21 protein-coding genes and 1 tRNA gene are annotated in these 22,387 nt (G+C 59.4%); 4 read left to right on the top strand and 18 right to left on the bottom strand.

Going from position 1 to position 22,387, the window contains the following annotated elements:
* Positions 1-33: 33 nt before the first annotated feature.
* Together GGE33_RS06960 and GGE33_RS06965 are read right to left on the bottom strand one after the other, a co-directional pair.
* The gene (locus GGE33_RS06960; RefSeq protein WP_183821703.1) at positions 34-1,218 is read right to left on the bottom strand and encodes an efflux RND transporter periplasmic adaptor subunit; all 1,185 of its coding nucleotides are present in this window, start codon (positions 1,216-1,218) and stop codon (positions 34-36) included.
* Between the two features lie 74 nt (positions 1,219-1,292).
* Positions 1,293-2,090, bottom strand: coding sequence for an alpha/beta hydrolase fold domain-containing protein (locus GGE33_RS06965; RefSeq protein ID WP_148148450.1), 798 nt, complete (start codon positions 2,088-2,090; stop codon positions 1,293-1,295).
* 138 nt (positions 2,091-2,228) lie between these two features.
* Between GGE33_RS06965 and GGE33_RS06970 the strand changes: the two genes are divergently transcribed.
* A complete protein-coding gene (locus tag GGE33_RS06970) occupies positions 2,229-3,164 on the top strand; it encodes a LysR family transcriptional regulator (RefSeq protein WP_183821704.1) in 936 nt (311 codons plus the stop codon).
* Between the two features lie 20 nt (positions 3,165-3,184).
* Here GGE33_RS06970 and GGE33_RS06975 read toward each other — a convergent pair whose 3' ends face one another.
* From GGE33_RS06975 to GGE33_RS07015, 9 genes are all read right to left on the bottom strand, one after another.
* Positions 3,185-3,772 carry a BA14K family protein gene (locus GGE33_RS06975; protein ID WP_183821705.1) on the bottom strand — a complete coding sequence of 196 codons (588 nt, stop codon included), beginning with the start codon at positions 3,770-3,772 and terminating at the stop codon, positions 3,185-3,187.
* A gap of 254 nt (positions 3,773-4,026) precedes the next feature.
* Positions 4,027-4,102 (bottom strand) — tRNA-Lys (locus GGE33_RS06980).
* Between the two features lie 167 nt (positions 4,103-4,269).
* Positions 4,270-5,187, bottom strand: a complete 918-nt coding sequence (locus GGE33_RS06985; RefSeq protein WP_183821706.1) for a PhzF family phenazine biosynthesis isomerase — start codon at positions 5,185-5,187, stop codon at positions 4,270-4,272.
* 66 nt (positions 5,188-5,253) lie between these two features.
* Entirely contained in the window at positions 5,254-6,012 is a 759-nt protein-coding gene (locus tag GGE33_RS06990; RefSeq protein ID WP_183821707.1) for an NUDIX hydrolase, read from the bottom strand.
* Positions 6,009-7,118: an endonuclease/exonuclease/phosphatase family protein gene (locus GGE33_RS06995; RefSeq protein ID WP_183821708.1), complete on the bottom strand. Its 1,110-nt coding sequence runs from the start codon at positions 7,116-7,118 to the stop codon at positions 6,009-6,011. Before GGE33_RS06995 ends, GGE33_RS06990 begins: the two co-directional genes overlap by 4 nt.
* Positions 7,119-7,168: 50 nt before the next feature.
* Positions 7,169-8,197, bottom strand: coding sequence for an ATP-binding cassette domain-containing protein (locus GGE33_RS07000; protein ID WP_183821709.1), 1,029 nt, complete (start codon positions 8,195-8,197; stop codon positions 7,169-7,171).
* On the bottom strand, positions 8,185-9,879 hold the full coding sequence (locus GGE33_RS07005; RefSeq protein ID WP_183821710.1) for an ABC transporter permease: 1,695 nt from the start codon (positions 9,877-9,879) through the stop codon (positions 8,185-8,187). The genes GGE33_RS07000 and GGE33_RS07005 overlap by 13 nt, the downstream gene beginning before the upstream one ends.
* An 11-nt stretch (positions 9,880-9,890) precedes the next feature.
* Positions 9,891-10,871: an ABC transporter substrate-binding protein gene (locus GGE33_RS07010; protein WP_148148458.1), complete on the bottom strand. Its 981-nt coding sequence runs from the start codon at positions 10,869-10,871 to the stop codon at positions 9,891-9,893.
* Positions 10,872-11,016: 145 nt separating this feature from the next.
* Positions 11,017-12,261 carry an aminotransferase-like domain-containing protein gene (locus tag GGE33_RS07015; protein WP_183821711.1) on the bottom strand — a complete coding sequence of 415 codons (1,245 nt, stop codon included), beginning with the start codon at positions 12,259-12,261 and terminating at the stop codon, positions 11,017-11,019.
* A gap of 200 nt (positions 12,262-12,461) precedes the next feature.
* Here GGE33_RS07015 and GGE33_RS07020 point away from each other — a divergent pair, with 200 nt between their 5' ends.
* A complete protein-coding gene (locus tag GGE33_RS07020) occupies positions 12,462-12,914 on the top strand; it encodes an RbsD/FucU family protein (protein WP_183821712.1) in 453 nt (150 codons plus the stop codon).
* A 63-nt stretch (positions 12,915-12,977) separates the two neighbouring features.
* On the opposite strand, the gene ilvC is transcribed toward GGE33_RS07020, so the two are convergent.
* The 3 genes from ilvC to GGE33_RS07035 form a co-directional block, all read right to left on the bottom strand.
* Complete coding sequence (gene ilvC / locus GGE33_RS07025; protein WP_183821713.1) at positions 12,978-13,997, bottom strand: ketol-acid reductoisomerase; 1,020 nt, start codon at positions 13,995-13,997, stop codon at positions 12,978-12,980.
* Positions 13,998-14,036: 39 nt separating this feature from the next.
* Entirely contained in the window at positions 14,037-14,696 is a 660-nt protein-coding gene (locus GGE33_RS07030) for a TetR/AcrR family transcriptional regulator C-terminal domain-containing protein (protein ID WP_183821714.1), read from the bottom strand.
* Between the two features lie 114 nt (positions 14,697-14,810).
* On the bottom strand, positions 14,811-15,716 hold the full coding sequence (locus tag GGE33_RS07035) for an AraC family transcriptional regulator (RefSeq protein WP_183821715.1): 906 nt from the start codon (positions 15,714-15,716) through the stop codon (positions 14,811-14,813).
* Between the two features lie 190 nt (positions 15,717-15,906).
* On the opposite strand from GGE33_RS07035, the gene GGE33_RS07040 reads away from it, so the two are divergent.
* Positions 15,907-16,956 (top strand): NAD(P)-dependent alcohol dehydrogenase, encoded by a 1,050-nt coding sequence (locus GGE33_RS07040; protein WP_183821716.1) that lies wholly within the window; start codon positions 15,907-15,909, stop codon positions 16,954-16,956.
* 129 nt (positions 16,957-17,085) lie between these two features.
* Here the strand turns inward: GGE33_RS07040 and GGE33_RS07045 are convergent, their stop codons facing one another.
* The 4 genes from GGE33_RS07045 to rpiA form a co-directional block, all read right to left on the bottom strand.
* Positions 17,086-18,459 (bottom strand): class II 3-deoxy-7-phosphoheptulonate synthase, encoded by a 1,374-nt coding sequence (locus GGE33_RS07045; protein WP_148148464.1) that lies wholly within the window; start codon positions 18,457-18,459, stop codon positions 17,086-17,088.
* A 176-nt stretch (positions 18,460-18,635) separates the two neighbouring features.
* Positions 18,636-20,024: a glutathione-disulfide reductase gene (gene gor, locus GGE33_RS07050; protein WP_148148465.1), complete on the bottom strand. Its 1,389-nt coding sequence runs from the start codon at positions 20,022-20,024 to the stop codon at positions 18,636-18,638.
* A gap of 110 nt (positions 20,025-20,134) precedes the next feature.
* A complete protein-coding gene (locus tag GGE33_RS07055; RefSeq protein ID WP_183821717.1) occupies positions 20,135-20,755 on the bottom strand; it encodes a DUF2059 domain-containing protein in 621 nt (206 codons plus the stop codon).
* Positions 20,756-20,773: 18 nt separating this feature from the next.
* Positions 20,774-21,469: a ribose-5-phosphate isomerase RpiA gene (gene rpiA / locus GGE33_RS07060; protein ID WP_148148467.1), complete on the bottom strand. Its 696-nt coding sequence runs from the start codon at positions 21,467-21,469 to the stop codon at positions 20,774-20,776.
* Between the two features lie 177 nt (positions 21,470-21,646).
* On the opposite strand from rpiA, the gene GGE33_RS07065 reads away from it, so the two are divergent.
* Entirely contained in the window at positions 21,647-22,336 is a 690-nt protein-coding gene (locus tag GGE33_RS07065) for an HAD-IA family hydrolase (protein WP_148148468.1), read from the top strand.
* Positions 22,337-22,387: the final 51 nt, after the last annotated feature.

Here is a 22,387-nt window from a genome sequence, read left to right on the forward strand (position 1 = left end):
AGGTTCGGAAAGGCCGGTCAGCCGGCCCGTTGGTTACTTCGAGGCGAGTTTCGCTTCGTCCTGCGGGTCGACCGTTGCGCCGGGGCGCACGCGCTGCAATCCGTTGACGATGATGCGGTCGCCGGCATTCAGGCCCTTTTCGACGATGCGCATGCCGTCGATTGCCTCACCCAATTCGACCGGGCGGTAGGCGACGGTATTCTTGCCGTCGACGACGAGCACAAACTTCTTGTCCTGATCGTTGCCGAGCGCCCGTTCACTGACGAGAACGCGGTTCATCGGCTCAGGCTCCCCCATGCGCACCCGCACGAACTGACCGGGGATCAGCCTGCCGCCCGGATTGCCAAACACCGCCCTCACCCGGATCGTGCCGGTACCGGCCGCCACCTGGTTATCGATGAGCTGCAGATGCCCCTTGATGGCTTCTGAGCCGGGAGCCAGCGTTACGATTTCCACCGGAACCTGATCGATTGCCGGCTGGCCATCTGCGAGCGGCAGTTCGGCGAGAGTGCGGGTCACCAGCTGCTCGTCGGCATCGAAGCTCGCATAGATCGGATCGGCGGAAACCAGCGTCGTCAGCGGCGCCGACGCAGAACCGCCCGCAACCAGATTGCCAACCGTTACCTCAATCTTGCCGACACGTCCGGCAATCGGTGCCTTGATTTCGGTGTAACCGAGATTGAGTTCGGCGACACGAAGCGCGGCCTTGGCCGACTGGAGATTGGCCTTGGCTTCGCGTTGCGTGCTCTGCCGCTGCGCCAGATCGCTCTGCGAGATCGTGTTGCGCGAAAGAAGCGTATTGCCCCGTTCAAGTTCGGTTTCGGCATAGGCGAGCTTTGCTTCAGTCGAGGCAACGGAGCCTTCCGCTTCAGCGACTGCCGCCATATAAGGCTCGGGATCGAGGGTCACCAAGAGGTCACCAGCCTTGACCAGCCCGCCTTCACGGAAATGGACGGACTTGACCTCGCCGGCTACGCGCGGACGAACGTCAACGCGATCGACGGCTTCCAGACGGCCGGAAAATTCCTGCCACGTGCCGACCTTGCGGGGCTGCACGGTGGCGACAGTAACCGGAATGGCGGCAGGTGCCACAGCCTCTGCAGGCGAAGCAGCATTGGCGCCGTTCGGCATGTCGAAATAGAAGGCTGCGCCTGCAATAAGCACAGAGGTCGTCAGGCCGGCGCCCAACAGGGCCCAGCGGGGTGTCTTCGATGTCATTGTGAACTCCTTCAGCCTTGGGAAGGGCTGTTATCGTTTCCTGGAACTAGAAATATGGGCAGAAACTGCTGACCTCAGCTCGTCAACTGACGAACGAAGGTCGAAAACTCCGTGCAGAGCCCGGCTAACCAGGCTCCGCCAACGCCGTGATACAGGCCCGTCCAGCCACTGCCGGCGGGCAATACACGCTTGGTGACACTCACCCCTGCCCCGGAAAGCTTGTCGGCATAACCGAGTGCTTCGTCGCGCAAAGGATCGTCGTCAGATGTCATGACCAGCGCCGGCGCGACACCCGATAACCGCGAACACAGACAGGGCGCGGCGTAAGGGTGCTGCATCGAGCAGGCGGAACCGAGATAATGGCTCCATCCGTCCGACCAGCGTTCACGCATGCCGATCTCGTCGGCACCGCGGATCGAGGCCGATGTCATCATCGGGTCGATCATGGGGGAGAGCAGAACCTGCCCGGTAAGCCGGCCCGGCATCTGGTCCCTTGCCTTCAACGCGGCTCCTGCGGCAACATTGCCACCGGCCTCGTCTCCGGCAATCAGCAGGGGCGACTTGCCCTTGCCATAATCATTCAGCTTCTTGCTGAGGCCATAGAGCGCCAAAAACGCGCATTCCATCGCCTTCGGGAATACATTGCCAGAAACTCTCCCGTAGTCGGCTTCGACCACGACCGCGCCGGCGTCTTCAAGAGCGCTGATCACTGGCCGCGGAGCGTTTTCGTCTACTGGCGTCTGAAATGCATCACCCTTCAGGTAGAGCACGACCGGCGGCTTGCCGCCCTGCACATTGCCCTTGTGAATGCGCACGGGGATAGCGGCCTTCCAAGGCCCATCAATCTCCAATGTTTCCCAGCGCAGCGACATAGCGTTTCTTCCGTTTTAGCCACAGGTCTTGCGGCGAATTCGTATTCAGATATTATTGTTCGGGATCGCAAGCGCAATACGCCTCGATCGGCAACACTTTTCCAAATTCATGGATAATCGCGTCGCAAGGAGAATTCCATGGACCAGCTATCGGCAATGCGTGTTTTCGTAAGGGTCGTCGAGACCGGCAATTTCACCCGTGCGGCGACGACGCTCAACATCCCGAAAACCACCGTCACCAACATGGTGCAGGCACTTGAGGCGCATCTGCAGACCACTCTGCTCAACCGCACGACGCGGCGCGTCATGGTGACGACGGACGGCGCCCTCTATTACGAGCGGGCGATCCAGATCCTCGCCGATATAGCCGAGCTCGATGGTAGTCTCTCGACCTCTCAGACACAGCCCAGCGGCCGTGTTCGCCTGGAGATGGCAGGCGCCTTTGCCGACCTCCTGATCATCCCGCACTTGTGCGATTTTCATGAACGATATCCGCTGATTAAGCTCGACATCGGCGTGGGTGACCGGCTGGTGGATTACATTGCAGAAAACGTCGATTGCGCGCTTCGCGGAGGCACCCCGACGGACCAGTCGCTGATTGTTCGAAAGGTCGGAGAAATCGGCATGCAAGCCTATGCCGCTCCGCTCTATCTGGAAAAAATGGGCGAGCCGGCGCATCCGACAGACCTCAATAACGGTCACCGCTGTGTCGGATATCTGCAGGCGCCGTCCGGAAAAATCATGCAGATGAGTTTCACGCGCGGCGACGAGGAAATCGAGATCGATCCGAACTACATCGTCTCCGTCAACGACGCCCGCTCCTATCTGGATGCGGCAATCGCCGGTGTCGGTGTCGCCCAGGTGCCGCGCTTCATGGCCCAGAAGGCTTTGCAGGAGGGCAAGCTTGTGCCGATCCTGTCGGATTGGGTCTGTGAGAGTTTCCCGCTCTACATCGTTTATCCCCAGACACGCCATCTCAGCAACAAAGTGCGTGTCGTCGTCGATTGGCTTGCCAAGCGCGTACAGACCTTGAAGGTCGAGGAAAACCGCATGCTCATGCGTGAGGCAAGCTGACGGACAGCCTGCTTTGCGGGTTAGCCGTAGGGAGACGTGCAGGCCCGGCGTGGACCACCGTCGAAAGGCTGGTAGCTATTGTCTTCACTTCGATAGGAGCGGTAGCGCTCGTGGCACCATGCCTCGTGCGTGCCGATAGGCATCGACCTCACGTCTGCGGTCTGCTGCTCCTGTGATGCCATGACGACAGACGACGCTACAGCAATATTCCTCGCCGGCTCACGCCCACCGTCAGCGAACAAGTCCGTTGCCGGCTGGACGGAAGCGGTGTCCATGGCCGGCGACACGCATTCCCTCCGTGGACCGCCGCCATAGGGTTGATAACTGTTATCCTCGACCTGATAGGATCGGTAACGAGCAAGACACCAATCCACATGCCCGGCATCAAGCTGCGCAGTACCCGTCGCGGCGCTATCGACCGGCTGGGCAGCCTCGGCAACATTTTCGGCGATGTCCGGTGTCTTCGAACCCCGCTCCTCGCTACGGGCAAAGGAAGCGGTTTCCACGTCTCCATCGGTCGGCGCGACGTAGGCAGCCACCTGAACGCCTTCGATGCGCTCGTAGCCCTGTTTGGCCGGATCGACGGAAGTCGGCCTGGACGTCCACAAGTCGGGCGTTTCCATGTGGGCGAAATGATACGGCTCATAGTCTCGGGTGGCATATGCCACGACAACAAGGCCTGCGACGAACAGAAACACCGCACATACGATTGTGGAGACAAGAGTAAAAATCGCGCGCACGCCTAGCAGCCCATAAAGATTGGAATTGCCGGTAAAATGCGCGGAAAGCCAAAGAAGTTCCGACCGCCGAAAACTTTGTTTTCAGCGATAAACTATTGTCATATATTTGTTTTAAGAAGATATGGTGGGTGATGTAGGGCTCGAACCTACGACCCGCTGATTAAGAGTCAGCTGCTCTACCAACTGAGCTAATCACCCGTAACCAACCGCTTCAGTGGCCTGCGCCGTTGGTGTGAGTGGCCGTATAAAGAGCTTCTTTTGGCTTGTCTAGCGGCCAAAATGATTTTCTTTGTGCAACTGCTCAAAAAAATCACCGCTCTCGATGGAAAGCCTTATTTCGTGGGACTTCCCGCCCTGATTATTTTTCAGATGTGCAGCATGCCTTCCGCTATCTTCACCGCATGCCCTCCAATACGTGCCTTCGCGATCTCACCACCCTTGGAATCGATATGCAGATGGATGAAGGACGTGCGACCGATTTCCAAGCCTTGTTCCACGATGATCGGATGATGTCCCTCAGGCAAAGCATCGAATTGCTGGATCGCACCCGCCAGTGCGGCAACCGCAGCACCAGTCGCAGGATCCTCCCAGATCCGCATATCTGGCGAAAACATCCGTGCGTGAAATTTCGCCTGATGATGCACGCCGCCCCTGCAATAAACATAGGCTGAAGCGAGCGCACCATCGACGAATGGGGCCACCCGCTCCCACAGGGTCGATTCAAATTCGAGATTCTGCACCGTTGCGAGATTGCGCAGCGGCACGAGCAGAAACGGAACCCCGGCAGTCCAAATCGACAGAGTATGGTTCTCAAACGCCATGTCAGTGGTTTTGACCGTAATCGAATCCGCGATACCTTCCCGATCCAGCGGGATGTCTATCCTTACCGGGCGGCGTGGAAGCTCGAACTCGGCGAAGGTCGCCTCCCCCGTCCGCATCCTGATCGCACAGCGAACCGGGCCGACCTTTTCTTCAATCACGGACATAAGATCAAGCTCCGTCACCCCCGGCTCGTGGTCTCGCTCCGCAAGTGCGATGGCCGCACCGACCGTTGGGTGTCCCGCAAAGGGTAATTCTTTTCCCGGCGTAAAAATGCGAATCTGGGCCGAATGCCCGTTCGATTCCGCGGGCCACAGAAAGACCGTTTCCGACAGGTTTATCTCGCGTGCGATCGCCTGCATGGCGTCGTCCGAAAGTCCTTCCGTATCGAATATGACCGCAAGCGGATTGCCGGAAAGTCTCCGATCGGTGAAAACATCGTAGATGGCATAATGTCTTGCCACGACTCCCCTCCCTTTCAAGACAGGGCCGCACCCTGCCCGAGCGCGCTTAAGGAAGCAAGCGACAGGCTAGCGGCCTATGCCGGAGAAAAAACAGTCCAAAATTGGTAACATCAGCGGATTATAGTTGTGGGCAATGGGATCTGCAGATCGGATGATGACGACGCCGTCGATCTCCTGCTCCTTGTCATGCGGCATATGCGCCTCAATCCGGGCCTTAATTTCGGACGATGTCACCGGAAAGCGATAAAGCCTGAAAACCACGATGCGGTTATCCTTGTGGCTGGCGTAAAAATGCTGATCTGCCTCTGCTTCAGAGAGAGCGAGCCCCGTTTCCTCACGCACTTCTCTCGCCATATTGCCCGCAACATCGAGCTTTCCATCGACGATGTCGCTGAGGTCGAGCGAGCCGGCTGCGCAATAGACTTGCCCCGGATTGGCCGTGCGATCGCTCATACGGATGGCAATGATCGCGCCGTCGGACGAGACGATCACCGCAAAGCCGAACAGATGCAGAGCCCCTTCGGGATCAGGCCGCTTGCGCCACCACAGAAGCGTCGAATAGGGAATGACATGAGCTACCCCTCTAATGACGCCCTGATCGTAGGTCAGATGCCGCTGAAGGACCATCTGGCCGTTGAAGAGATGCGGATTGGCGTTGATTTCCCTCTCCCAATTCGCCTCGATTTCAGCCTGATGCACTACGTAGAGGGGATGCGGATCGTCTACCACCGAAAGATCGAAGGCATCGACGCGCACAGGACTTGTAGATGGCGGCCAGATACCTGCAGGCCTGCCAGCTAATCCGGGAGCGAATGGGGTTATCATGGGAGGTTTATCTCCACGACCACAGGGCAATGGTCGGATGCCTTGGGTCTGTCCCAGCCAATACGCGGATAGCGCTCCACCTCCTGCCCCGGCGGAAAAATCGTGCGAAACGGTTGGCCGTTGCGAATGACATCCGGCACTGCAGCCGGATTATGTTCCGCAAGTGCCGGAGAGAGCCAGAGGTAGTCAAGTTGGCAGAGATGCTGTTCTTCTGGCCCGCGCGCATGATAAAGCGTCCATCGATCCATCACGCCGCGCCGGGTCATGACATTGTGGGCAAAGTCGTCGTGACTGAAAACGTCAAGTGCACTCATCTCCTCCGTCACAGGCTCGAACCGATAGCCGGTGCGGCGGGTGCCGATCACCTTCACCCGCTCCTGATAATCATTCATGTCGCCGCAGATAGCGAAATTCATTCGACCGGTATTCTCCGTACCGAATCTTTTCTCGATGATGTGTCGCACGGCCTTCGCTTCTGCGATCCGGAGCGCCATCGTACCGATACGTCCGTCCTTGTTATCGCGTGCATTACTCATCGATTTGAAATGCACGACGTAGAGTGACAAGCGCTTGTCCCCGATTTTGAGATCCAGCTCCAGGCAGTCGCGTTTGAAGATCTTGTCGGTCGGTCGGCTGGTCAGCGCTAGTTCGTCGTTAAACAGATCGAGATCCTGATAGGTCAGCATCGCGTGGCTGCGGACATCGAGTACTTCTATTTTCTGGCCGCTTCGCGTCTCGTCGCGCATCAGGACCGCGACATCGATGCCGCGCCCATCATTACCCTCAACCAGAAACTTCTGCAGATAGCCATTGCCGACCATGCGGTAGAGATAGCCGTATTCGAAAGCCTGCAATGCCGGTATATTGTCGACTTCCTGCAGGCACAGGATATCGGCATCCGCATCGGCAATGGCGAGCGCCGAAAGCTGGCGAGTATCATCCGTCTCGGCGATCAGCCGGGCCTGCTCAAGTTGCTCGTATTCCTGTTTGCTGCCCACTTCGAACAGTCGCAGAACCCTGTCCTGGCGCAACTGATTGCGCCAGCCGGAGAAATCGAAACGGGTCATGAGGTTTTCGATATTGAAGGTACCGAGGCGAAGAGACATGCAAACTTCCCTATTGCGACCGGCACATTAGCGGCTCGACAGTTAGCTGGCTACAGCCTCCAGGCCGAGCGGATGATGATCGCCACCATGTCGCCGACCTTGACCGGCTGGCGGCTGAACGCGCGCAGAACCTGCTCGTCGCCGAGTGCCAGTTTCAGCGCGTAACGCTCGCCCTCGAACAGCACGGATGTTACACGCGCAGACACGCCTTCGCCGGCGATCTCCACATCCTGCGGCCGGATGAGGATATCGGCACAATCGGCGCCATGTGAGCGGCTGAGCAGTTGCTGCAAGACATCCCAGTCCAGCTGACGGTTCTCGACCGAGGCTGCCGGCCATGCGACGATCGCCCCCTGCCCGACCAGTCCGCCAACCAGCCGGCCTTCCGGCCGCGCATAGATTTCCTGCGGGCTTGCCACCTGCAGAAGCCGGCCTTCCGACATCACCGCGACATCCGTCGCCAGCGCCATGGCTTCCGCCTGGTCATGCGTGACATAAATCATCGTCGCGCCGGACCGTTGATGAAACTCGCGGAACGTCTCTTCCATTTCCTGCCGCAGATGCCGATCGAGATTGGCGAGCGGCTCGTCGAGCAGAACCACATCAGGATCCGTCACAAGGCATCGCGCCAGCGCAACACGCTGTCGCTGGCCACCGGAGAGATCAGCGGGGCGGCGATCCGCATAGGCTTCGAGCCTAACCGCCGCGAGCGCCTCTCGGATTTTGGTCGAGCGTCTCTCGCCGGTGACACCGCGAACCTTGAGCGGATAGCCGACATTGTCGGCAACGCTCATATGCGGCCACAGCGCGTAGGACTGGAACACCATCGCCATGTTGCGATGTTCCGGCGCCACCATCTCGCCGGCATCCGCCAGCACCCGGTCACCAAGCAGGATCGAGCCGTCGGTCGGCTGCTCGAAGCCGGCGATCATTCTGAGCACCGTCGTCTTGCCGCAGCCGGAGGGACCCAGCAATGCGAGAAAACCACCATCGCGAACTTCCAGCGATACATCGTTCACGGCTGGACGGCCGCCGGTTTCGAATGCCTTGGACAGGCGGTTTAGGATCAGCTTCGCCACGGTACCACACCTTTCGGCAGTCTCTTCGCCATCAGTTCCAGCACCAGCATCATCGCGATCACCATGATGACCACGAGGACGGAAAGCGCTGCAGCGAGATTGAAGCTGCCGCTGTCATCGAGATTGTAAATCGCCACGCCGAGCGTCTGCGTGCCGGCCGACCAGAGGATGGCCGAGACGGTGAGCTCGTTGCAGGCAATGAGAAAGACGAGAATGACGGATGCGCCCGCCGCAGGCGCCACCAGCGGCACGACGATATCCGTAAGCCGCCGTCCGAACCCTGCGCCGGAAAGGCGTGCGGCCTCCTCCAGCGACGGATCCAGTTGCCGGAACGCGCTCACCACCGGTTTCAGGCTCACAGCGAAGAAGCTGGAGAAATAGGCAACGAGAATGATCCAGATCGTCCCGTAGATGGAAATGCCGATGATCGGGATCGGAGCCGCAAAGACAAGGATCAGCGCCACCGCGAGCACGATGCCCGGCAGAGCGTAGGGAATTTCGGCAAGTGCCGAAAGCACCGGAGCCAAGCGGCTTTTCGAACGCACGAGATAATACCCCGTCAGCACAGTCACCACCAGGAGACCAAGCGCCGTCGCAAGCGATAGCGAGACGGAATTGGTGAACGCCGTTCGGGTAATAGACTGCTTGAACAGGACCTCGCGATAGGCATCCAGCGTTGCGGTCGCAGGGGTCAACGGCACGCCATAGGCGGGCGCCAGAGAACTTGCGATCAGTGCCGTCAGCGGCATGACGAGGGTGATGAAAATCGCCAGCCACAGCACCAGTTCGCCGATCAGACGCCAGTTTCCAAGCCGGAACATCGCCACCTGCCCTGAGAGCCCGATGACGCGATAGTCGCGCCCGCGCAAAACCCTTTCCTCGACCGTTAGGCCGATGACCGAAAGGATCGCGATAAGACCGGAAAGCAGCGAGACGTCGGCAAAGGTGTTCGTGCCGAAAGCGGCGAATTTCGAATAGATCAGCGTCGGTAGCGTGTAGATCGAGGCCGGAATGCCGAGAATGGCCGGAATGCCGAAATTGCCGACGCAGGAAACGAAAGCGATCGCTGCACCGGCGACGAAACCGGGCAGTGACAAGGGCAGAATGATATCCTTCAGCACCTGCCAGGACGATGCACCGGACAGCCGTGCGGCCTCGACGCCATCACGCGGCAGGGCCAGAAGACCGGCGCGCAGCGACAGGAAAACGAGTGGTGCATTCTGCACGCCATAAAGCAGCGCAATACCGCCGATAGAATAAAGCGGCTGCGGGCTCCCCAGCGGCGGCGCCATGCCGACCGCCTTCAAAAGCGCGCTCGACGGTCCGGTCATGCCGATCCAGGACAGAGCCGTCACCTGCGGCGGGATCATCGTCGGCAGCATGAACAGGAAACCCAGAGCCGTCTTGCCGCGCACGTCAAACAGTGTCAGCAGCAGCGCAAACCCGCCGCCGAGGATGACGGCCGCGATCATGCCGAGGATTGAGGTGGTGAGCGTGTCATAAACCGCCTGCCAGACGACAGGATCGGAAAGAAGCGCACGCGCACCGCCATTGAAAAGCGATGAAAAGCCGGTCGCGGCAAGCCGTCCGAGCGGCAGGACGCTCAGGAAGAAGATCACCACTACGACAAAGGAAAACAGCCAGCGGGGCTGGCTGTTTCCTCGATTCTGAGATCGGAACATGAGGCCTTATATCAGCCCTTGGTGCCGAAAATATCGGAGAACGTCTTCACGTCCTTTTCCGAGTTCTTCAGCGCGTCCGCGGCGTTGAGCGGCAGAACCTTGATCTTGTCGCGTGCCGGGTAGCCAGCCGGCAGGTCGATACCGTTGCGAGCCGGGATGTAGCCGAGGCCGGCTGCGATCTTCTGACCGTTTTCCGAGAGAAGATAGTCGATGAACTTCTTGGCATTGTCCTGATGTTTGGTCGACGACAGGATCGCAGCCGGTTCGGTGACGGCCGAAACGCCTTCCTTCGGGAAAACGAACTCGACCGGGGCGCCCTTTGCCTTTTCGCGGATCGGCATGTAGTCGACGACGACACCATAGGCCTTTTCGCCGGAGGCGACAGCCTTCAGCACGCCACCGTTACCACCAGCGGCAACCGCACCATTGTCCTTCAGCTGCTTGTAATAGTCCCAGCCGAGACCATCGACGGCTGCCAGCGTCTGGGCGTGGATGAGGGCGGCGCCCGAAGCAACCGGACTCGGCATGGTGACGAGACCCTTGGCTTCCGGCTTGGCAAGATCAGCCCAGCTCGTCGGCTTCATCGCAGCTTGGGTGTTGTACATGATGCCGGTGGTGATCAGCTTGGTCGAGTAGTAGTAACCGTCGGCATCATAGAGCGAAGCGTCGAAATTCTTGGCTTCCGGCGACTTGTAGGCCAAGAGCTGGCCGGCGGCCTTCATGCGCTCGAACGTCACCGTGTCGGCGATCAGCAGAATGTCGGCGACCGGGTTGCCGGCAGCGATCTCGGCGTTGAGCTTTGCCATGATCTGCGGAGTTCCGTCACGCACCCACTCGACATCGACGCCCGGATTGGCGGCCTTGAAGCCGTCGATGGTTGCCTGCGCATCGGCATTCGGCTGGCTGGTATAGACCACCAGGTCGGCAGCGTTGACAACGCCGGCGAGACCGAGCGCGACAAGCGCCGTGAAAGAGGAAAGGAGCTTTTTCATGGGAGAGTTCCTGTTTGAGTTGACGCGCTTAAACACACATTCAACGACACTCATGTGACAGGCTTCGGCCTAAGGCTGAGTTCCGACGAAAAAAGGGCGGATCGCCTGTGGATCCGCCCTTTCCATACGAATTCGTGAGCAGCGATCAGATGATCGGCAGGCTTTCGTGTTCACTTACCGATGCGTGGGCGACCAGACGTCCAAGGCGTTTGATACCCTCGTCGATCATCTCGTTGTTGGCGCAGGAGAACGATACGCGCAGCGTGTTGGCATTGCTGCCATCCGCATAAAACGCCTTGCCCGGCACGAAGGCGACCTTTTCTGTCGCCAGTGACTTGGCGAGCAGTTCGGCCCCGTCCATGCCCTCCGGCAGCGTAATCCAGACGAACATACCGCCTTCCGGCTTCGTCCATGTCGTACCTTTCGGCATGTATTTTTCAAGCGCCGCCAGCATCGCATCACGGCGGCCGCTATAAACGCGCTTGATCTTGGCAACCTGTTCGGCAAAGCCCCGCGAAGCGACATGTTCGACGGCGATCTGGTTGATCGTCGAGGAATGCAGGTCGGCCGCCTGTTTCATCAGCACCAACTTGCGGATGACAGGCATCGCGGCAATGACGAAGCCGACGCGCAGGCCCGGAGCCAGCGTCTTGGAAAAACTGCTGCTATAGATCGTGCGCGTGTTCTCGATGCCGCCCTTGCGCGCGATATCCAGAGACAGGATCGGCGGGACTGCCTCGCCGTCGAAGCGCAGGTTTTGATAGGCCGCATCCTCGAGGATCGCGATATCCAACTCGTCGGCCAGCGCCAGTAGTTTTTCACGGCCCGCGCGGTCGATCGTCTCACCGGTCGGATTGGAGAAGTCGGCCGATAAATAGGCGAACTTGACCGAACCGCCCAGCTTGGATGCCGTATCGCGATAGGCATCCGGCGTGCGGTTGCCGTTCAGCGACAGCTGATCGTAATTCGGCTCATAGGCGTTGAACGCAGACAGCGCACCCAGATAGGTCGGCCAGGTGACCAGGGCCGTATCCTTCGGCGACAGAAAGAGCTTGCCGAGATAGTCGAGCGCCTGCTGCGAACCGGAGGTAATGAAAACGTTATCGGCGGAACAGTCGATGCCGATCTTGGCGACGTCCTCGACGATCCAGTCGCGCAGCGGCTTGTAACCCTCACTGACGGAATATTGCAGCGCAGAGTTTACCTGTGTGCTGGAAAAGATATCGGCGTAAGCTGCCTTGAACTCTTCCGCCGGGAACAGAGCCGGATCAGGAATGCCGCCTGCAAACGAGATGATATCGGGCTGTTCGAGCAGTTTCAGCAGTTCGCGGATTTCCGACGCCTTCATCCGGCTGGAACGCGTAGCGAAGATATGTTCCCAATCAAGCATGGGGATGTTTCCTGTTATTTCAATTTTGTTGCCATGGCTTTACATAAATTCCGACAGGTCAGCAATACTGACCTATCGCCTCCTGCGACATTTTTTGTCTCCATGACATTCCGACATGGCCGATATTTCGCTGGTACGCTCTGGCTTTTGCCTGCGATAAAGGGCGAGCTGAGCTTTTATGTGTCTTGGAGGAGAGACGAATGCTGAAAAACCTGGATCCGGCGCTGAGTGCCGATCTTCTTTATGCCCTGAAATCCATGGGCCACGGCGATACGCTCGTGTTGGCCGATGCCAATTTCCCATCCGATTCGATTGCCCGTCAAACGGTGCTAGGCAAGGTGATAAGGATGGACAACATTTCGGCGCCGCGCGCCCTGAAGGCGATCCTGTCGGTCCTGCCGCTCGACACACCATTGCAACCTTCGGTCGCGCGTATGGAGGTTATCGGCAAGCCGGATGAAATCCCGGAGATCCAGAAAGAGATACAGGCGGAAATCGATGCCGCCGAAGGCCAGCCTGCGCCCATGTACGCAATCGAACGCCACGCCTTCTACGAGACGGCCAAAAAAGCCTATTGCGTCGTCGCCACCGGCGAACTGCGCTTCTACGGCTGTTTCATCCTCACAAAGGGCGTTATTCCGCCCAGGGAATGATGATACGAAACACCGCGCAGTTATCCCGCGCGGTGTGTTTTCCCTACTCGGTGACCGAGCCGATTAGTTTACGGCCTTGTCGACGAGCTTGTTCTTGCCGATCCACGGCATCATGCCGCGCAGCTTGGCGCCGACTTCTTCGATCTGGTGGCTGTCGTTGTTACGACGGATGCCCTTGAAGCGGGCGCCGCCGGCACGGTATTCCTGCATCCAGTCGGAGGTGAACTTGCCGGTCTGAATGTCCTTCAGGACGCGCTTCATCTCGGCCTTGGTTTCTTCCGTGATGATGCGCGGACCGGTGACATATTCGCCCCACTCGGCCGTGTTGGAGATCGAGTAGTTCATGTTGGCGATGCCGCCTTCATAGATCAGGTCGACAATCAGCTTTACTTCATGCAGGCACTCGAAATAGGCCATTTCAGGCGCATAACCGCCCTCGACCAGCGTCTCGAATCCAGCGCGGATCAGTTCGACCAGACCGCCGCAGAGAACAACCTGCTCGCCGAAGAGGTCGGTTTCGCACTCTTCCTTGAACGTCGTTTCGATGATGCCCGAGCGACCGCCGCCAACGCCACAGGCGTAGGAAAGAGCGAGCTCAAGCGCGTTACCGGAAGCGTTCTGGTGGATTGCGACGAGGCAGGGAACGCCGCCGCCCTTCTGGTATTCGCCGCGAACCGTGTGGCCGGGACCCTTCGGTGCGATCATGACGACGTCGATCGATGCCTTCGGCTCGATCAGGCCGAAATGAACGTTGAGGCCGTGAGCGAATGCGATCGTTGCGCCGTCGCGGATGTTGCCGGCGATTTCATCGCGGTAGATGTCGGCCTGCAGCTCGTCCGGGGTTGCCATCATCATCAGGTCGGCCCAGGCGGCAGCTTCGGCAACGGTCATGACCTTGAAGCCGTCGGCTTCGGCCTTCTTGGCGGTGGCGGAACCGGCCTTGAGAGCGATTGCCATGTTCTGCGCACCGCTGTCCTTCAGGTTCAGCGCATGTGCGCGACCCTGCGAACCGTAGCCGATGATGGCGACCTTTTTCGACTTGATCAGGTTGAGGTCGGCATCACGATCATAATAAACGCGCATCTTAAATTCCTTCCCTATGCGAGTGTTTGTTTCAGTTGTTCATCGTCCGGCGGATACGCGAAGCGCGTCCGCAGTTTTCTGCTCGACGCCGTGCAGTGCGAGGAAGGCTTCGACCGCCCTCTCCGCCTGGCGCGAATTGTCCTTCAGCCCCGGCTCGCCGAGCAGCATGCGTACATGCAGATCGGAAACGACCAGGCCGTAAAATGTGTGATAGGCGGCATCGGCATTCTCGAAGCGCAGCAGGCTGGCACGTTTGCCGGCTTCCATCAGCGCCATCGCGCGACGATCGATCTGCCTGCGGCCATGTTCGACCAAAAGTTTGCCGAGTTTCGAGCCGTCGCGGCTCGTCTGGCCGATTGCCAGGCGGTTGAGAGCCAGAGACACGTCACCGCCCAGAACTTCCAGCAAATCGCGCCCGAACTGTTCGAGATACTGCTTCAGGACCTGTTCTGTCAGCTTCTCGCCCGAACGGTCGGCGGTGCGAACCTTGCTTGCCTGATAGGCGATCATCGCGGCCAGAACGCCGTCGCGATCGCCGAACCATTTATACAGGCTCTCCTTGGAACAGCTCGCCGCACGCGCAAGCCCCGACGTCGTGAGAGCCTTGTCGCCACCTTCGACGAGAAGGCGAAGCGCCTGCTCCAGAACCTCGTTCTGGCGCGGCGAAAACTGGGGCGTGTCGGCGGTATCGGGTCTCACTGCGGCTGCTCCTCTCAGGTACCGTACGGTACGGTTCTGGCGTATAAAGCAATTCTGCTTTCCGTCAAGCCGGATTAGCAAACGGCGGGGAGGAATTTGTGGGAACCGAGGAACTCAGCCCGCGGCAGAAACCCGGACCGCCTCCATGTCACGCGCCGGAGACAGCCCGTAGAGGCGGCTATATTCGCGACTGAACTGCGACGGGCTCTGATATCCGACGCGGTGCCCGGCATTGCCGACGTCCAGCCCTTCCACCAGCATCAGCCGCCTGGCCTCATGAAGCCTCAACTGCTTCTGGTACTGAACCGGCGTCATCGCCGTGATGGCCTTGAAATGATGATGGAACGACGAGACGCTCATGCCGACATGTTCGGCCAGTTCCTCGATCCTCAGCGATCCGGCAAAGTTCTCCTTCAGCCACGCGATGGCCCGTGCCACCCGGTTGCCGTGGCTGTCGGCTATGGCGATGTTGATCAACTGCCCGCCTGCCGGGCCGGTCAGGATACGATAGAGGATTTCCTGCTCGATCAGCGGTGCAAGCGAGGCGATATCCGCTGGACGATCAAGCAAGCGCATCAGGCGTACGGCAGCATCCAGAAGCTCCGGCGTGGCGACATTGACGACGATGCCGCGCTGGTTCTTGTTCGGCCCCACCGGCTTCGAAAGCCCGTTTCGGCCCATCAGGTCGAGCACCTTGTCGCTGCTGATCGCAACCGTGATACAGAAATGCGGAACCTCAGGACTGGCCTCCACAACCCTCCACGCAACAGGAAGGTCGAGCGATGTCAGAAGATAGTCGCCTGCCCCGTAATTGATCGTATCGCTGCCGAGTTGAACGCATTTCGCCCCCTGGATGACCATCGCGAAACAGGGGCGGTAGCTCCCATGGCAAGGCTCGCTCGGCGATGTCCGCCGGCTGATGCCCAGCCCGTCTATCGCCGTCGTTCCATCACCCTCGCCGCCTCCATGGCGCGCTGCGATCGAGGCAATTTCCTGATAGGGATTGAAAGGGAGTGTCATTGAGCCATTTCTCCGAAGCAGGCGCCGAACCGTCTCCATTCTATAATGCGTCGCGGTCTTCGCAACGAGGGGTGTCTCGCAATCTTGCAGGATCGTGCAAGAAGCTTGGAGGATCGATCTAACGCCTGCCCCGTGTCGTGACGCATAGTCCGGCCGTTGATTTTCAACCCATCCATGAATGGAGTTCCCCATGCCCATCGCCAGAGGCTATGCTGCGACCGACGCGTCGAGCCCGCTCACCCCTTTCACCTTCGAGCGCCGCGAACCCAATGATGACGACGTCGTCATCGACATCAAGTTCGCCGGCATCTGCCATTCCGACATCCACACAGTCCGTAACGAATGGAAGAATGCCGTCTACCCGATCGTGCCCGGCCACGAGATCGCCGGCATCGTCAAGGCCGTCGGCTCCAAGGTCACCAAGTTCAAGGTTGGCGACCGCGTCGGCGTCGGCTGCTTCGTCGATTCTTGCGTCGGCTGCGCCACCCGCGACCTCGACAACGAACATTACCTGCCGGGCCTGGTCCAGACCTATAACGACGTCGACACGCTGAACGGCAATGCCCCGACCCATGGCGGCTATTCCGACTCGATCGTCGTCAAGGAAGGTTACGTCCTGTCTATCCCGGACAACCTGCCGCTCGACGCAGCAGCCCCGCTTCTCTGCGCCGGCATCACGCTTTATTCGCCGCTGCATCGCTGGCAGGCAGGTCCGGGCAAGAAGGTCGCTATCGTCGGCATGGGCGGTCTCGGCCATATGGGCGTCAAGATCGGCGCTGCCATGGGTGCCGATGTCACCGTGCTCAGCCAGTCGCTCTCCAAGAAGGACGACGGCCTGAAGCTCGGCGCGAAAGACTATTACGCCACCAGCGACGCCGAAACCTTCACGAAGCTCGCAGGCACCTTCGACCTGATCATCTGCACCGTGTCGGCTGAAATCGACTGGAACGCCTATCTTGGCCTGCTGAAGCCGAAGGGCAGCATGGTTGTCGTCGGCGCTCCGGAAAACCCGATCCCGGTTCACGCCTTCTCGCTGATCTTCGGCGCCAAGGAACTTTCTGGCTCGATGATCGGCTCGATCAAGGAAACCCAGGAAATGCTGGATTTCTGCGGCGAGAAGGGCATCGTCTCTGAAATCGAGACGATCAACATCAGCCAGGTCAACGAAGCCTATGAACGCGTTCTGAAGAGCGACGTCCGCTACCGCTTCGTCATCGATATGGCTTCGCTCGACGCCTGATCCGGCGAACATATCCGGACGCCATGACTGCCATCGATGATAAATGCGGAGGTTGCGGCGAATGTGAAAAGGAAAAGGCCGGCGATTGCCGGCCTTTTCTCGTTCCTGAAGCAGGGATTGCGATATCGCTCAGCCGTTGACGACCATCCGCTTTTCGTCGCGACCGGTCTTCATCCGTTCGGCCAGAAGGAAGGCCAGTTCCAAAGCCTGATCCGCGTTGAGACGCGGGTCGCAATGGGTGTGATAGCGATCCTGCAGATCCGCACCGGTGACGGCGCGTGCACCGCCGGTGCATTCGGTTACGTCCTTGCCGGTCATTTCGACATGGATGCCGCCGGGATGCGTGCCTTCGGCACGATGGATCTGGAAGAAGCTCTCCACTTCCGACAGGATCCGGTCGAACGGCCGGGTCTTGTAGTTGTTGAGCGTGATCGTGTTGCCGTGCATCGGATCGCAGGACCAGACCACCTTCTTGCCCTCGCGCTCGACGGCGCGGATGAGCTTCGGCAGATGTTCTGCAACCTTATCGTGGCCGAAACGGCAGATCAGCGTCAGACGACCAGCCTCGTTTGCCGGGTTCAGCGCATCGATCAGCTCGATCAGGTTGTCAGGCTGCAGCGAGGGGCCGCATTTCAGGCCGATCGGGTTCTTGATGCCGCGGAAATATTCCACATGGGCATGGTCGAGCTGGCGGGTGCGGTCACCGATCCACAACATGTGGCCGGAGGTCGCGTACCAGTCGCCCGAGGTGGAATCAACGCGGGTGAAGGCCTCTTCATAACCAAGAAGCAGCGCTTCGTGGCTGGTGAAGAAATCCGTCTCGCGCAGGCTCGGCTGGTTGTCAGCAGAGATGCCGATCGCGCGCATGAAGTCCATCGTTTCGCTGATGCGATCCGCCAGCTTCTTGTAACGCTCGCCCTGGGGTGAGTCCTTGACGAAGCCGAGCATCCATTTGTGGACGTTTTCCAGGTTGGCGTAACCACCCATGGCAAACGCACGCAAAAGGTTCAGCGTCGCGGCCGACTGACGATATGCATCGAGCTGGCGCTCCGGTGACGGAATACGGCTCTCCGGCGTGAAATCGATGCCGTTGATGATGTCGCCGCGGTAGGACGGCAGCTCCACGTCGCCCTGCTTCTCGAAATTCGAGGAGCGCGGCTTGGCGAACTGGCCGGCAATGCGGCCAACCTTCACGACCGGCAGCTGCGCGCCATAGGTCAGGACAACCGCCATCTGCAGGAATGATCGGAAGAAGTCGCGGATGTTGTCCGCGCCATGCTCGTAGAAGCTCTCGGCGCAATCGCCGCCCTGAAGCAGGAAGGCATCGCCTTCCGCAACCTTGGCAAGCTGCGCCTTGAGGCGGCGTGCCTCACCAGCAAACACGAGCGGGGGAAACTTCGCCAGCTGGGCTTCTGTAGCCGCCAGAGCGGCCGGATCGGGATATGCCGGAACCTGCTGGATGGGTTTGTTCCGCCAGCTGCTCGGGGTCCAATTCTGTGCCATTTGTCTCACCTGTGGGACCGGACCACCGGGTCCGGCCGTTCCTCTTCACAATAGTGGCGGCTTATAAACCGTGATTCCGCCTTTGCCTAGCCGCTTTGGACAGCTCGTTTCGGTGAACGATCAGTCCTCGGAGACGCCCTTGAAAGACGCCTCCGGCCTCTGAAATCGGTCGGTTTTCAGACGCGCTCGCCGTTCTTTATCCGATAGCTCGGATTGTACATGGTCACGAGTTCTTCGGCGGCTGACGGGTGCAGTGCCATCGTCCGGTCGAAATCGTCCTTGGTCGCACTAGCCTTGAGGCAGATTCCGAGAAGCTGCGCCATTTCACCGGCCTCGTGGCCGAGAATATGTGCGCCTACAACCTTGCGGCTTGCCGCATCGACGACCAGCTTCATGATCATTCGCTCGGAGCGGCCGGAGAGAGTCGCCTTCATCGGGCGGAATTCGGCGCGATAAACTTCCAGCTCGTCATAACGCTTGGCGGCTTCCTCTTCCGAAAGCCCGACCGTGCCAATTTCCGGCTGCGAGAAAACAGCTGTCGGGATCAGGTCATAATCCGGCGAGGTCGGATTGTTGCGATAGACCGTCTCGATGAAACACATGGCTTCGTGGATTGCGACCGGCGTCAGTTGTACCCGGTCGGTGACGTCGCCCAGCGCGTAGATATTCTCCACGTTGGTGCGGGAATATTCATCGACGACGATTGCACCACGCTCGTCGGTCTTCACACCGGCCGCCTCAAGTCCGAGACCCTTTGTGTAGGGGTCGCGACCGAGTGCCAGCATGACTGTCTCGACCGAAAGCGTCTCGCCGCATTTGGTGCGCGCCGTCAGTCCGCCGGCAGGCGCCTCGGCGACTTCCTCGATCACGTCGGTGAGGATGATCTTGATGCCCTTCTCGACCATGGCCTTGTGTAGCCCCTGGCGCATGTCGTGGTCGAATCGGGACAGGATTTCCTTGCCGCGATAGATCAGGGTCGTGTCGACGCCGAGGCCGTGAAAGATGTTGGCGAATTCAACGGCAATATAACCGCCGCCGGCGATCAGAATCGACTTCGGCAGGGTTTCGAGATGGAACGCCTCGTTGGAGGTGATGCAAAGCTCGTGACCGGGAAGCGCGCTATGCGGGTTGGCAACGCCGCCCGTGGCAATCACGATCCGTTCGGCCGTCACCGTCTCGCCGGTCTTGATGAGCCGCACCGTGTGGGCATCGACCAGTTCTGCACGGCTATCGAAAATCTCGGCCTTGTTGCTTTCAAGCCCACGACGATAAAGCCCTTCCAGACGGGTGATTTCCTTGTCCTTGGCTTCGATCAGCTTCGCCCAGTCGAACGTGCTTTTTCCGACCTCCCAGCCGAAACCGGCAGCGTCCTCGAAGTGTTCGTGAAATTGCGATGCATAGACGAAAAGCTTCTTCGGCACGCAGCCACGGATGACGCAAGTGCCGCCGAAACGATATTCCTCGGCGATGCCGACCTTCTTGCCGAGGCTGGCCGCGACACGCCCTGCCCTTACACCACCGGAGCCTCCGCCAATTACAAACAGATCGTAGTCATAGGCGGCCATTCTAATCTCCTTCGGCATATAGGGTGATGCCGCATATAGGCATGTTCCTGAACAAGAAAAAGCCCGGATCGCTCCGGGCTTTTGATAAACATCCTGCTTTCCTCAGCCGATTACGGCTTCGGCAGGTTGAGCGTCGGTGCAGGCGCGCGCGCAGGGGCCGGAGCGGCTGCGGCAGGCGCCTGAGCTGCGGGGGCCGGAGCAGCTTCTGCCGTCGGCATCTGGATCGGATTGGCATCGATCACGCCGCGCAGCTTTGCGGTGCTCTGAGCCGTCAGGTCACGCGAAATGCCGTTGCTCCAGATTTCGGCGGCGCGGCCGAGTTCACGGGCAACAAGCGGCGTGCTGGTCATCAGCTTCTTGCCTGCTTCCGTGTTGAAGAAGGTGGCGATCGCCTTGAGTTCGTCGACCGAGAAGCTTTTGGCATAGATGGTTGCCGCTTCCTTCTCGAGGTCAGCGCGGCGCGGGGCCAGCGTCAGGGCCTGCTCGTTGACGATCGCGGAAATCTGATCCTGGAAATTGGGGGAGGACTGAATGAACTGTGCCTTCAGATTTTCCGCAAGAGCCGGCAGAATATTGTCGTATCGATCCGTGACGTTAAGCGCCTTGATCGCGTCGCGCGCCGCCGCCAGATGAGCCTCCGGAATTTCCTGGGCACGCGCCTGAACAGCCACGGTGCCGGACAGAAGAACAGCTAGCACGACGGCACGGCCGAAAACCTCGGATTTGATCATGAGTGAATGCTCCTACTTTTATTTGGCCTGAAGCGTCCGCGCTCCCGCCGGGCCGGCGATGATCGCAAGGGACGCCATATGAATGAAAAGTCCGTGTTCTACGACGCCTGGAATCGAATGCAGTTCGGCTGACAGTGCCTCTGCATCAGGAATGCGGCCAAAAGATGCGTCGACGATGTAGTGGCCGCCGTCGGTGGTGAAGAGTTCGTCGCCCGCCTTGCGCATCGAGAGCGAGCCACCGAGACCAAGCCTCGCCGCCGCCTTTTCGATCGCAACGCGCGTCGCCATCTGCCCGAACGGGTTGATTTCGATCGGCAGCGGAAATGCGCCGAGCGTCTCGACCAGCTTGCTTTCGTCGGCAATAACGATGACGCGTTCGGATGCAGCGGCAACGATTTTTTCGCGCAACAGAGCACCGCCGCCGCCCTTTATCAGGCTGAGATTGCCGTCCAATTCGTCAGCGCCGTCAATCGTCAGATCGAGTTCAGGAAGCTCATCCAGAGACTTCAGCGAGACCCCAAGCTCCAGGCAAAGCCGTGCTGTTCGTTCAGAGGTCGGAACACCCTGAACACGCAAACCTGCATGAACCTTCTCGGCCAGAAGACGAACGAATTCCTCCGCCGTCGAGCCGGTCCCGATGCCAAGCTTCATCCCGTCTTCGACATGCGCAAGTGCTGCTGCAGCCGCCTTGACCTTCATTTCCCGGGCGTCCATGCGCCTGTTGCTCCCCATTGTTCCAGCCGAGACGCTGTTTACACGCCTGATTGATTGAGCGGAAGACCCCCGCAGTCGTTTCTCACTGCCAACATGCGGCACCGGCGGCCTTTCCAAGGGCGTCCCGGCGTGCTTAACCGGTCAGACCATCCAAAGCAGCAGTGAGGTAATATCCCCGTGAGTTCTCCCCTCGTCATCTTCGATCTGGACGGCACGCTGATCGATACCGCGCCCGATCTGATCGACAGCCTAAACCACACGATTGCGCCAGTCGGCCTTGCTCCCATGACGTTGGACGACCTGCACCATCTCGTCGGCCAGGGTGCACGAGTGATGATCAAACGTGCCTTCGAATTGCGAAACGTCCCGCTCGACGAGGCGGATGCCGACACCCTGTTCAACAATTTCGTCGAACATTATCGGCACAACATGCCGGGCAAAAGCCAGCCGTTTCGGGGCACGGTTGAATGCCTTGAGCGCCTTGCCGCTGCCGGCATGACACTTGCGATCTGCACCAACAAAAGCGAGGCACTCGCCATCCCGCTTATCGAGACCTTGGGCCTGAGCGACCATTTCGCGGCGATCACCGGCGGCGACACATTCCCGGTCCGCAAACCTGACGCCGCCCACATCTTCGGCACAATCGAAAGGGCCGGAGGATCGAGAGATCGGGCAGTCATGATCGGCGACAGCATCAATGACATTCTTGCCGCCAAAAATGCGGGTATTCCGTCGATCGGGGTCGATTTTGGCTACTCCGACGTTCCGATAGCAAGCCTTTCGCCCAGCAGCGTAATCAGCCACTTTGACGCGCTCACCGATAATCTGGTGAGAGACCTCTTGGTCGCCAGCAAGGTCGTCTCCTGAACCTTGCAAAAAAGGCGACCGATCGGTCGCCTTTTTTCGTATCCCAATATC

This window comes from Aliirhizobium cellulosilyticum (assembly GCF_014198105.1).
Lineage (GTDB): Bacteria > Pseudomonadota > Alphaproteobacteria > Rhizobiales > Rhizobiaceae > Neorhizobium > Neorhizobium cellulosilyticum.